The 12576-nt window shown below is 60.9% G+C and carries 6 protein-coding genes; 5 read left to right on the top strand and 1 reads right to left on the bottom strand.

The window, feature by feature from the left end; all coding sequences use genetic code 11:
* Positions 1 to 183: 183 nt before the first annotated feature.
* The gene (locus tag ACYVM5_RS09120; protein ID WP_460617813.1) at positions 184 to 1083 is read right to left on the bottom strand and encodes a YicC/YloC family endoribonuclease; all 900 of its coding nucleotides are present in this window, start codon (positions 1081 to 1083) and stop codon (positions 184 to 186) included.
* Between the two features lie 260 nt (positions 1084 to 1343).
* Between ACYVM5_RS09120 and ACYVM5_RS09115 the strand changes: the two genes are divergently transcribed.
* The 5 genes from ACYVM5_RS09115 (at position 1344) to ACYVM5_RS09095 (ending at position 12566) form a co-directional block, all read left to right on the top strand.
* On the top strand, positions 1344 to 4169 hold the full coding sequence (locus ACYVM5_RS09115) for a TonB-dependent receptor (RefSeq protein ID WP_460617812.1): 2826 nt from the start codon (positions 1344 to 1346) through the stop codon (positions 4167 to 4169).
* A 210-nt stretch (positions 4170 to 4379) separates the two neighbouring features.
* Complete coding sequence (locus tag ACYVM5_RS09110; RefSeq protein ID WP_460617811.1) at positions 4380 to 6068, top strand: T9SS type A sorting domain-containing protein; 1689 nt, start codon at positions 4380 to 4382, stop codon at positions 6066 to 6068.
* A gap of 335 nt (positions 6069 to 6403) precedes the next feature.
* Positions 6404 to 9850, top strand: coding sequence for a TonB-dependent receptor (locus tag ACYVM5_RS09105; RefSeq protein ID WP_460617810.1), 3447 nt, complete (start codon positions 6404 to 6406; stop codon positions 9848 to 9850).
* Between the two features lie 153 nt (positions 9851 to 10003).
* Positions 10004 to 11215, top strand: coding sequence for a glycosyltransferase family protein (locus tag ACYVM5_RS09100; protein ID WP_460617809.1), 1212 nt, complete (start codon positions 10004 to 10006; stop codon positions 11213 to 11215).
* Positions 11216 to 11300: 85 nt separating this feature from the next.
* Positions 11301 to 12566, top strand: a complete 1266-nt coding sequence (locus tag ACYVM5_RS09095; protein ID WP_460617808.1) for a lipopolysaccharide biosynthesis protein — start codon at positions 11301 to 11303, stop codon at positions 12564 to 12566.
* Positions 12567 to 12576: the final 10 nt, after the last annotated feature.

The raw sequence follows: 12576 nt of genomic DNA, 5'->3' as shown, positions 1-12576 counted from the left end.
TCGTGGCTCAGGCGCTGTACCTACACAACTTTCCGGCCACATCGTAAAAGTGTCACTATCAGATTTCAATATTAAATGGTATAGTCCAAATTGACTCGAGTATTTTCGGTTAACTGGACCTTTTGCTGGGCGAACGGTGAGCCTGCTAAGACCAACATGGCAAGTTAAAAAGCAGGGTCCGGCTTAGAGAATATTATTCAACTGCTCTTTAATTTTTTCCAACTCTTCCTTCATGCCTACCACGAGGTGCTGCACAGTAGCGTCGTTGGCCTTAGAGCCGATGGTGTTGATTTCGCGGCCGATTTCCTGGGCCAGAAAGCCGAGCTTTTTGCCCACGGCTTCGTCGGGCTGGAGTACGGCCTGCTCGAAGTAGGCGAGGTGGGCGGCGAGTCGTACTTTCTCTTCGGCAATATCCAGCTTTTCAATGTAGTACAGTACCTCCTGCTCGAAGCGGGTGGCGTTGAACTGCTCGTGGCTGGTGAGCTCGGCGAGGTGGCTGGCCAGGCGCTGGCGCACGTGCTCGATGCGGGCGGGGTCGTGCTGCTCCACTGCGGCCAGCTGCTGCCGGATGGTGGCGATGTAGCCCATTATTTCGGTGGTGAGCGTGTCGCCCTCATCTTGCCGGAACTGCTGCATGGCGGCCAGCGCCTGCATCAGCAGCGGCTGAAGCTCGGCCCAGGTCACGTCTTCGGCCACCGGCTCGGCATCGCGCACCTCGCTCGCGCTGGGGATGACGCCAGGGAGGCGCAGAGCGGCCAACAGGGTGTCTTCGCCGGTGGGCAGGCCCAGGCTGTCGGCCACGGCTTGCAACTCGTGGTAAGCGGCCACGAGGGCTTCGCGGTTGAGGGTGGCGGCGGCTCGGGTGGCGGCGGGGCGCACAAAATCGATGTTGAGGTTGACTTTGCCGCGCAGCAGGGCCTTGGCCACGGTGTTGCGGATTTCGAGCTCGTGCGGAAGCAGGAAGCGGGGCAGGCGCAGGGTCAGGTCGAGGGTTTTGGAGTTGAGCGACTTGACTTCGAGGGTGGCGGTGTAGGCGTCGGTTTCGCGGTGGGCCTGGCCGTAGCCGGTCATAGAGAGAAGCATCCTGAAAGAGAATTGCGGTGAGCGGGAAGCAGGGCCACGGGCCGGGGCTGGTGGTTGCGACTGCAAAGGAACGGCATTCGCGGCGGGTGTTGGGTCGCAAGGCTTTTCACGCTTCAAAAAGCCAAAAAAGGCCGCAAAAGTAGTAGCTCCCGATGGCCAGCATAGCCCTGAAATCAGGCCGTAACAATAGGACAATGTGCGGGCTATGATACCGTAATAAGGCCTCGATAATTTTGCTTCATCTAACCAATATGAAGTGTATGCGGTATTATCTACTCGGGTTTTTGTGGTTGTTTGTGAGTGGATTAGCAGTTGCCCAGCCGGGCAAGCTGGCCGGCAAAGTGACCGATAAAAAGACCGGTGAGGGCGTAATCGGGGCCACAGTGCTGGTGACGGGCACCACCCTGGCCGCTCCTGTGAATGTGGACGGCAGCTACGCCCTGCCGCTGGAGGCAGGTACCTACAACATCACGATGACCTATGTGGGATACAAGCCGCTCACCTTCGCTGGCATCGTCATCAAAAGCGGCCAAACGACCACCCTGAATGGCACGGTGGAGGAAAGCGCCACCAGCCTGACTGAGGTGACCGTGACCGGCGTGAAGCAGACCGGTACCGAAGTGGCCATGATTCAGGACCTCAAGAAAAGCGAGGTGGTGGTGAGCGGCATGAGCAACGACCAGATTGTGAAGACGCTGGACCGCGACGCGGCCGAAGTGGTGAAGCGCATTCCGGGCGTGACGATTCAGAACAATAACTTCATCGTAATTCGCGGCTTGGCCGAGCGGTATAATACAGTGCTATTGAACGATGCTCTTACGCCATCGGCGGAGGTGGACACCCGCTCGTTTTCGTTCGATATTCTGCCGAGCTCGGTGATTGATAGGGTGCTGATTTTCAAATCAGGCGCGCCGGAACTAACGGGCGAGTTTGGCGGCGGCGTGGTGAAGGTGTACACTAAAAACTCGGTGCTGGAGAACACGACCAACTTCACCGTATCGGGCTGGGGACGAGCGGGCACCACGTTCCAGAACGGCTATCAGCAAAGCTCGCGCAGCCCCACCGACTGGCTGGGCTTCGACAATGGCCTGCGCAAAGTGCCCGGCTCCATCGGCGACCAGCCCTACGACAGCAACGCGCCGCTGAACCGCGAGCAGCTGCAGCAGGCCATTGGCGGGCTGCGCAACGAGTGGAAACCCGCACTGAGCACGGCCATGCCCGATTTGCGCGCCTCGCTGGGCCTGACGCGCAAGTTTGAGCTGGGGCAGGTGTACCTGAGCAACGTGACTTCGGCTTCGTACTCCAATACGCACGGGCAGTACAACGTGCAGCGCCAGCGCCTGGAAACCGGTAGCGGCTCTTACATCTATAATTACAACGACTTACGTGCGCTGTCGGCCAGCCGACTGGGCGTGATTCATAACTGGCAGGCCCGCCTGGACGACCACAACCGCATCGACTTCCGCAACTTCCTGAACCAGTACGGGACCGAAGAAGTGGTGCACCGCACGGGCATCGACTACGCGCAGGGCGGCAACGGCCGCGAGCGCGACAACTACGCCCTGCACTACCAGAGTCGCACCATCTACTCGGGGCAGCTGGGTGGCAGCCACGACGTGGGCGCGGCCCGCAATTCGACCCTGACCTGGGCCACAGGCTACAACTACGTGTTCCGCGACGAGCCCGACTACCGCCGCTTCCGCACCGGCCGCGACGTGCCCAACCCCGGCGAGCCGCAGAAACCGTTTCGGGTGGAAATCAGTCAGGTGGGCTCACAACAGGATAATTCCACCTACTTTTCCAAGCTCAAGGAAAACACCTACATGGCCAGCGGCCAGTGGGAGCAGCGCCTGCAGGGCCGCGACTCGACGCGGGCCAACCAGTACAAGCTGCGGGCCGGTTTCTACACCGAATACAAGGAGCGCACATACGCCAGCCGCTTTTTCTCCTACGTGCCCGGCAATGAGGAATTCCACAACTACGGGCTGGATACGCTGTCGATTGACAAGATTTTTGCGCCCCAAAACCTGGACCCCAAAACCGGCTTCGTGCTGAAAGAAGGCACCAGCGACAACGACAGCTACCGCGCCGACAACACGCTGGTGGCCGGCTACCTGAGCGCCGTGGCCCCGGTTTCGGACAAGTTCAGCATTTCGGGCGGGGTGCGGCTGGAGTACAACCGCAAGTTTCTGCGCTCGGGCAGCCCGCTCGCGCCGGCCTATGAGGAGAAGCGCTACTTCCTACTGCCTTCGCTGAATGCGACCTATAACTTCAACGACCGCAGCCTGTTGCGCCTGGCCGCCAGCCAGACGGTGAACCGGCCGGAGTTCCGCGAAATCGCCAACTATTCGTACTACGATTTCACCAACAACGCCAACATAAAGGGCAACGACACGCTGCGCACGGCCAAAATCTACAACGCCGACCTGCGCTACGAGTTCTACCCATCGAAGTCGGAAATGCTGTCGATAGGCGTGTTCTACAAGCACTTCACCGACGCCATCGAGCAGGTAACTAATATTACCAACGGCTCGACCCTGGACCTGGGCTACCGCAACGCTGCCAGCGCCTACGACGTGGGCGTAGAAGTGGAGGCCCGCAAAGGCCTGCGCGACCTCACCGAAAACCGCTTTTTGCAGCACATCTCCTTCGTGCTCAATGCCTCGGTGGTGAAAAGCCGGGTGACGCTGGTGAGCGGCGACGACAAATCGGTGGACAACAACCGGCCGCTGCAGGGCCAGTCGCCCTACGTGGTGAACACCGGCATTTTCTACCAAGACGACGAGCGGCGCTGGCAGGTGTCGGCGCAGTACAACGTGATTGGGCCGCGCATCCTGTTTGCCAGCAGCAACAGCCAGAACTTTTCGGTATTCGAAATGCCCCGCCACGTCATTGACCTGGCCGTTACCAAAGGCATCGGCTCGCACCTCGACCTGCGCCTCGGCATTCAGGATTTGCTGAACCAGTACACCCGCCAGTATTATGATTCGGACCGCAGCGGCGGTATCAGCAGCGCCGACCGGGGCGCGTTCGGGCGCTTCCGTCGGGGGCAATATTCCACAGCCGGCCTGACCTATAAGTTTTAAGCCATTCCACATTCGACTGCCCAAAAAGCTCGCCGTGCATACCGCACGGCGGGCTTTTTTGTGAGCTACGGTTGGGCTTGGGCAACACGATAAGATAACACGGCTCTAACCCAATGGTAACCCCGGAATGAGTTGGCTGGGAGCTGCTTACCAGACCTTTGCACCAGTAATCACCACTGCTTTATTCCTCGCCATTTCACCCCGATACCTATGAAAAAGATTGTACTCTCGGCCCTCGTGGCGCTGGCTGCGGTAGCGGCCGCTACCCCGCAAGCGCAGGCCCAAACCACCTGCCCCGCCGCCCCCACGCCCATAGTAATTTCGGGAAGCATCACAGCCAATACTACCTGGACCAACAACAACATTTACCTGCTGCAAGGCTTCGTGTTTGTGGAGGCCGGCGCGACGCTTACCATCCAGCCGGGCACCATCATTAAGGGCGACCAGGCCTCGAAGGGCACACTCACTATCAAGCAAGGCGCGCGTATTGATGCCCGCGGCACGGCGGCGCAGCCCATCGTGTTTACCTCGAACCAGCCGGCTGGCTCGCGGGCTCGGGGCGACTGGGGCGGGCTAATTATTCTGGGCCGCGCCACCCAGAACATCCCCGGCACGGCCGCTCAGCCGCTGCCCAAAATTGAGGGCGGCCTCACGCCCGATACCTACTTCGGCGGCACCGACGACAACGACAACTCCGGCACGCTGCAGTACGTGCGCATCGAATTCCCCGGCGTGGCATTCACTACGGATAACGAAATCAACGGCCTGACCCTAGGCGGGGTAGGGGCCGGCACCACCATCGACCACATCCAGGTTTCGTACTCCGGCGATGATTCCTACGAGTGGTTCGGCGGCGCGGTGAATGCTAAGTACCTCATTGCCTTCCGGGGTATTGATGACGAGTGGGACACCGACAACGGCTTCCACGGCAAGGTGCAGTTTGGCGTGAGCCTGCGCGACCCCAACGTGGCCGACGCCTCCGGCTCCAATGCCTTCGAGAGCGACAACGACGCCAACGGCTCGAACAACTCGCCCCAGACTTCGGCCATCTTCTCGAACATGAGCAACTTCGTGACCCCCACCAGCGGCACGCTCAACACCAACTACAAGCGCGCCATGCACATCCGCCGCAACTCGGCGCTGAGCATTTTCAACTCGGTGGTAGCCGGCTACCCCGTGGGCCTGCTGCTGGACGAAGGCACCGCGCCCTTCTCGGCCACCAACTCGGCCGTAAATGCCGCCGCCGGCACGCTGGCCCTGAAAAACAACGTGTTTGCCGGCTTCGCCCGCAACGCCGTGGCTACCCGCGTAAACGGCAGCACCTACAACGTGAAGCAGTTTCTGGGCGCCAACAACGACACCACTTCCACGGTGGCTTCGCTGAGCCTGAACGCCAACAACTTCAACCTCACGGCTCCCGGCTTCGTGCCGGCGGCTACTTCCCCGCTGGGCAGCGGCGCTTCTTTCACCGATGCCAAGCTGACCAATGCCTTTTTCACGCCGGTGAGCTACCGCGGTGCTTTCGCCCCGGCCGGCACGCCCAACGCCGACTGGACTGCTGGCTGGACCAACTTCAACCCCCAGATTACCTGCTATAATCTGGCCGGCCAGACCCTCGCCACTAAAGCCGCCGCTGATAAGTCGCTGGAGCTGGGTGTGTACCCCAACCCGGCAGCTGGCGCCGCCAAACTATCCTTCACAGTAGCCACGACCACTACCGCCACGGTGCGCGTGCTGGATGCCACCGGCCGCCTTGTGGCCACGGTAGCTGCCGGCCAGAAGCTGGCCGCCGGTCCACAGCTCATCACCCTGCCCGCCGGCCTGAAGCCCGGCCTGTACGTGGCCACGGTAGCCACCACCGAAACCACGCAGTCGGTCCGCTTTGTGGTGGCGCAGTAATCAGAGCCGTCTGTCATCCTGAGCGCAGCGAAGGACCTTATCACACTTGCACATTCTGACGTGATAAGGTCCTTCGCTGCGCTCAGGATGACAGATGGGAACGATGACAGAACCCTGTATTAATGCCTTATATATGTGCTGATTAAACAATGTTATTCCTGAGCTGGAAGCCTGTCCCATTCGTGGGGCAGGCTTTTTTGCTGGGGCGAGGGCCGGTTTGCTTGTTGCCTTATTGTTACCAACCAGTCTGAGGCATAACAATTTCATGAATCAATCTTCATGTTACCCCCTTGGATACCGCCGGAACTTTGTGGCTCAAACATTCCCCCTTCATCATGAAGTATGTTATTGGAGTGCGAGCTGCTTGTTTCAGCTTGCTTTTTCTGGTCATTCAACATCTGGCTTCGGCGCAGGTAACGACGTCCGCACTGAGCGGAAAAGTGACTTCCGACAAGGGCGAAGACCTCATTGGTGTGACTGTGGTGGCCACCAACCTGCCCACCGGCACCAAGCGCGGCACCGGCACCGAGCCCGACGGCCGCTTCACGATTCCGAACCTGGCTCCCGGCGGCCCTTACGAGGTAACCGTAACCTATGTGGGTTACAAAGAGCAGACCGTCAATAACGTGTATCTGACGCTGGGCAATACCACCCGCCTCAATTTCGTGCTGGCGGCCGAGGCCCAGCAGCTGAACGAAGTAGTGGTGGTGGGCAACACCCAGGCCACCAAAACCGGCGCCGGCACCAACGTGGGCAGCGCGGCCATTCAGCAACTGCCCACCATCTCGCGCAGCATCACGGACTTTACGCGCCTCGACCCGCGGAACTCGAACAACTCCTTCGCAGGTAGCTCGTTCCGCTACAACAACATCACCCTGGATGGCGCCGTGAACAACGACGCCATTGGTTTTTCGCCCTCCTTGGGTGGGCAGAGCGGCAGCAGCGGCCTGCCCGGCGGCTCGGCCCGCGCCAACCCGATTTCGCTCGATGCCATTCAGGAAATCCAGGCCTCGGTGGCGCCTTATGATGTGAAGCTGGGCAACTTCACCGGCGGCTCGATTAACGCCGTGACGCGCTCCGGCACCAACGAATTTACGGGCTCGGTGTATGGCTTCGGCCGCAACCAAGGCGTGACCGGTCGCAGCATCGACGGCAACGAATCGAAAATTGGCTCGGCGTACCACGACTACCAGACCGGTTTCCGGGTGGGCGGCCCTATCATTAAGAACAAGCTGTTCTTCTTTACCAACGCCGAAATTGCCCGCCGCACCGAGCCGCAGTTCTACGCCGCCGGCACGCCCGGCTCGCCGGTGACCACGGATTTGGCCCAGGCCATTGCCGGCAAGCTGAGCAACTACACGGTGAAAAACGCCGACGGCTCGCTGGGCACCACCAGCTACAACGTGGGCGAATACGGCGCTTACAACATCCACGCGAACAGCAACAAGATTTTCGGCCGTATCGACTTTAACCTGAACGATAAAACCAGCATTGCGCTGCGCCACAACTTCATCACGTCGGAAGCTACCAACCTGGAGCGGTCGGGCAGCCTGTTCAAGTTTGGCTCGCAGGATTTCACCCAGCACAATATCCAGAACTCGACGGTGCTGGAAGTGAAAAGCAACTTCAGCAGCAAGTTTGCCAACAACCTGATTCTGGGTTACACCAACATCCACGACTACCGCGACCTGCTGGGCGGCCAGGCCAACCTGTTTCCGGCCGTGCAGATTAACAACGTGGGCACGTCGGCTGGCGGTGGCCTGGGTTCGGCTACTTACTACTCGGGCTCGAACCAGATTCTGCTCGGCTCCGACCGGGAGGCCAGCATCTTCAATACCCGCCAGAAGACGTTTGAGCTGACCGATAACTTCACGTACTACGTGGGCTCGCACGCCCTCACACTGGGCACGCACAACGAGTTCTACAACATCGATTACGGCTTCATCAACTCCTGGAACGGCCGCATCGAGTACAACAGCGTCAACGATTTCCTGGCCGATAAGCCGAACCGTATCCGCGGCACTTACAACAACGGCACGGTGGGCGACAACTCCTACCAGTACAACTACAACAACCCGTCGGCCTCGTTTAATATCAACTTCTACAGCGCCTACCTGCAGGACGAGTGGAACGTGACCGACCGCCTGAAAATCACGCCCGGCATCCGCTTCGACATCGCCTCGCTGCCCACCAAGCCGGCCCTGAACACGGCCTTAGTGAACAACCCGCAGAACGACGCCAAGACCCTGAACCAGACCTACTCGCACACGCCCTGGACGGACCTGAACAACAACTACCTCGGCCAAGTGCAGTTCTCGCCCCGCCTCGGCTTCAACTACGACGTGAAGGGCGACCAGTCGTTCGTGATTCGCGGCGGCTCGGGCATCTTCACCGGCCGCGTGCCGTTTGCCTGGTTCGGCTACGCTTATTATAACAACGGCCTGAACTTCAACTCGGTAGACTATAACGGTACCGACGGCAAGGGCATTCAGTCGGCGGGCAATACCGGCCCCAAGACCATCTACCTGAACACCAACCCGAACAACATCTACGGCCAGCTGCCCACCGCCAACTACAACCCCAGCAACCTGAAGGGCAGCCCTACCGAAGTCAACTTGGTGGACAACAACTTCAAGATGCCGCAGGTGTGGCGCTCGTCGCTGGCCTTCGATTTCAAGCTGAAAACCGGCACCCGCTTCTCGGTGGAAGGTCTCTACACCAAGACCTTGCAGGACGTACAGTTTGAGAACATCAACCTGAACGACAACGTGACCTATATCGCCAATGGCCCCACGCAGAGCCCCGTGTACGCCAGCAGCAAGGTGAATTCGGGCTTCTCAAACGCCTTCTTCCTGACCAACACCCAGAAGGGCTACCGCTACCAGCTCACCGGCTCGGTGGGCCAAACCATTAACAATCTGGTCGATGCCTCGGTGGCCTACACCTACGGCCAGAGCAAGGACATCAGCAACGGCATCCGCAACTCGCCCCAGAGCAACTGGGAGTTGAACCCGGCCCTGAACGTGAACAACCCCGCCCTGGCCTACTCCAACTTCGACCTGCGCCACCGCGTGGTGGCCAGCATAAACCTGCACAAAACCTTCGCCCAGCGCTTCACAGGCTACTTTACCTCGGTGCTGACCTACGCCAGCGGTTCGCCCTACACCTGGGTGTATAACAACAACTTCTTCGGCAACGGCCAGCAAAACGTGCAACTGGCCTACATCCCGACTTCGCCCTCCGACATCGTATTCGTGAGCGCCGGCGCTGGACCCGTGGTGGCGGCCACCAACCCCAAAGGCTACGGCGTGGATGCCTCCGGGGCTCAAAGCGCCGCCTTCAACAGCTTCATCGACAACGACAGCTACCTGAAAACCCGCCGCGGCCAGTACACCGAGCGCAACGCCGGCCGCACCCCCTGGAACAACCAAGCCGACGTGCGCCTGATGATGGACGTGAAACTCGGCAGCTTCGAAGCCAACGCCGCCGGCATCATGCCCAAAGGCCACACCATCCAAGTTTCGCTGGACATCATCAACTTCGGCAACTTCCTGAACAGCAGCTGGGGCCGCCAGTACTTCGTGCCCAATACCTTCAACTCGACATTGGGCACCGGCCTCACGCAGGTGGGCTACGCCGATGCCGCCGGCACCATCTCGACCAACTACAACGCCGCCTCGTTCAACCGCCCGGCCTTCACCTACGGTGCGCCGGCAACCTACTCCATCGACCAGCTGGCCTCGCGCTGGCAGGGCCAGCTGGGCCTGCGCTACTCGTTTTAGTGGTGAGTGGTTAACAGTTAGCGGTTAATTGCCGCTGACCGCCAAAAACAAAGCCGGTTCCGATATTCGGGACCGGCTTTGTTTTTGGCGCTGCTGGGTACCGAAAGCCTAGCTTTGTAGATTCATTAACCACTAATCACTCGCCACTAACCGTTGAAAACGCCCCGCGTTTTGCACCTGCCCAAGTGGTACCCCAACCGCTACGACGACCAGGACGGCGACTTCGTGGCGCGGCACGTGGCGGCCATCGCGGCGCACGGCGGAGCGAAGGTAGCGGTGCTGTTCGCAGCCGTGGCGCGGGGGCCGCTGCCGGGTTTGATTGAGGCCGATGAGGATTTCGGCGGCGCGTGGCCTACGCTGCGCTACTATTACCGCGCCGCGCCCACCGGCCTGGCTTTGATTGATAAGCCGCTGAAGCTTCTGCTGTATTTCTGGTGTCTGCTGCGCGGCTACCGGCGGCTGCGGCAGCACTGGGCCGGCCAACGGCCCGATTTGGTGCACGTGCATGTACTGTTGCGCACAGGGCTGTTTGCGTGGGCGCTAAAGGCGGTGCGCGGCATCCCGTTCATCGTCACGGAGCATTGGACGCTGTATTTGCCCGAGCGGGCAGGCGGAATTTCGTGGCTGCGCCGGGTGCTTACGCGGGCGGTGGTGCGGCGGGCGGCGGCCCTGCACACCGTATCGGATGGGCTGCGGCGGGCCATGGCCGCGCTGGGCTTCGAGAATCCGAGCTCCGTGGTCATCGCCAATGTGGTGGATACGGAGCTTTTCCATCCAATTCTATCAACCCATCAATCCATCAACCCGTCAGTCCAGCGCACATTGCTGCACGTTTCGGCTTTTCACGACCAGGTGAAGAACATCTCCGGCGTGCTGCGGGTGGTGGCGCGGCTGCGCACCGCCTGGCCCGGCCTGAAGCTGCGCATTGCCGGCTACGGCCCCGATGAGCAGATGCTGCATGCCTACGCCACCGAGCTAAACCTGCTGGCCGATGGTACCGTGACTTTCCTGGGCAAGCTGCCGCACGAAGCCGTGGCCGCCGAAATGGCCCGCGCCACCGCGCTGGTGTCTTTCAGCCGCGCCGAAACCTTCGGGTGCGTGCTGCTGGAGGCGCGGGCCAGCGGCTGCCCGGTGGTAGCTACCCGAACCGGCGGCGTGCCCGAGCTTTTTAAGCCCGAAAATGCTTTCGGCTTGTTGGTGACTCCTGACGATGAAGTTGCGCTGGAAACGGCTTTAAAACAAGTGATTACCGGTGGTATTCGCTTCGATTCAGCGCAGCTGCGGGACGATGCTACGGCACGTTGCGCACCGGCTGCGGTAGGGCAGGCGTTTGGGGAATTATATCGAAAAGTATTAAACGAGTAATAAGAGTACAGAATCGGTACAAAAACCGGGTTTTCGGCCCGGCTAATATTATGCGCCTTCCATTTCGGCCAGTTCTTTCTTGGGTATGATAAAGCGCATCATCCAGCATTTTGCGGCGCGGGTGCTCACGGCGGGGCTGAGCTTCGTCGTGGTGTGGCTCACGGCGCGGTACCTGGGGGCGGCCGGGCGCGGGCAAGTCAGTCTGTTTGTCACCGATGTGTCGGGGCTGGCGCTGCTGGCCGGGCTGGTGGGCGGCTCCTCGCTGATATACCTGGTGCCGCGCCGCAACGTATGGCTGCTGCTGCTGCCCGCCTACGGCTGGGGCGCGCTGGTGAGCCTGGGCGGGGCAGCCATCGTGGGCCTGCTGCGGCCGGTGGGCGTGGCCTACGTGCTGCACCTCGGGGCGGTGGCGCTGGTGCAGGTGCTGCTGTCCATCAACGTGTTTCTGCTGCTGGGCCGGCAGCGGGAGCGGACGTATAACGTGCTCACTACCATGCAGGCCGGATTGCTGGCCGTGGCGCTGGCGGGGGCATTCGGGCCGCTGCGGTGGCTTTCCATCGAAGCCTATTATTACGCCAACTACCTGGCCTACGGCCTGCCGTGGCTCATCAGCACGGCACTGCTGCTGCGCCTGCCCGATGCCTGGGGCAGCCGGCGTATCCGTCGGCGGGCGGCGGCCCGCGAACTGGTCCGCCACAGCCGGGGCGCGCACTTATCCAACTTGTTAGCCTTTGCCAATTACCGCTTCAGCTACTACGCCGTGGTGTATCTGGCCGACACGCGGGCGCTGGGCATCCTCTCGGTGGGCGTAGCGCTGGCCGAGGCCATCTGGCTGATTCCGCGCAGCACGGCACTCATTCAATACGTGGCGCTGGTGAACGCACCCGACAAGCGCGAGCAAACCCACGCGGCCCTGCGCGGCAGCCGGCTGACGCTGTTGGCTACGGCCATGGCCGTGGCGGTGCTGGCCGCCGTGCCGGCTGGGTGGCTGGCCGCCATTTTCGGGCCGGAATTCGGGGCAGCGCACGGTGTTATTCTGGCGCTGGCTCCGGGTATTTTTATTAATGGAGCCGGGATGCAGGCCAGCACCTATTTCGCCGGTACGGGCCAGTACGGCATCAACAACCGCGCTACGCTGCTGGGGCTGGCCATTACGGTGCCCGCGTGCTTGCTGCTGGTGCCGCAACTGGGCATTGTGGGCGCGGCGCTGAGCATGTCGGCTTCCTACGCGGCCGGCGTGCTGCATCTGGTGGGGCGTTACCGCCGGGCCATTGAGGCGACCTGGGCGGACATTTTGCCGGGCTGGACCGATGTGCGCTGGCTGTGGCAACGATTGGTTCCACACACCTAATTTCCGCTTG

The sequence above is a fragment of the Hymenobacter ruber genome (assembly GCF_054783255.1).
This window is presented reverse-complemented; position numbering and strand designations above follow the sequence as displayed.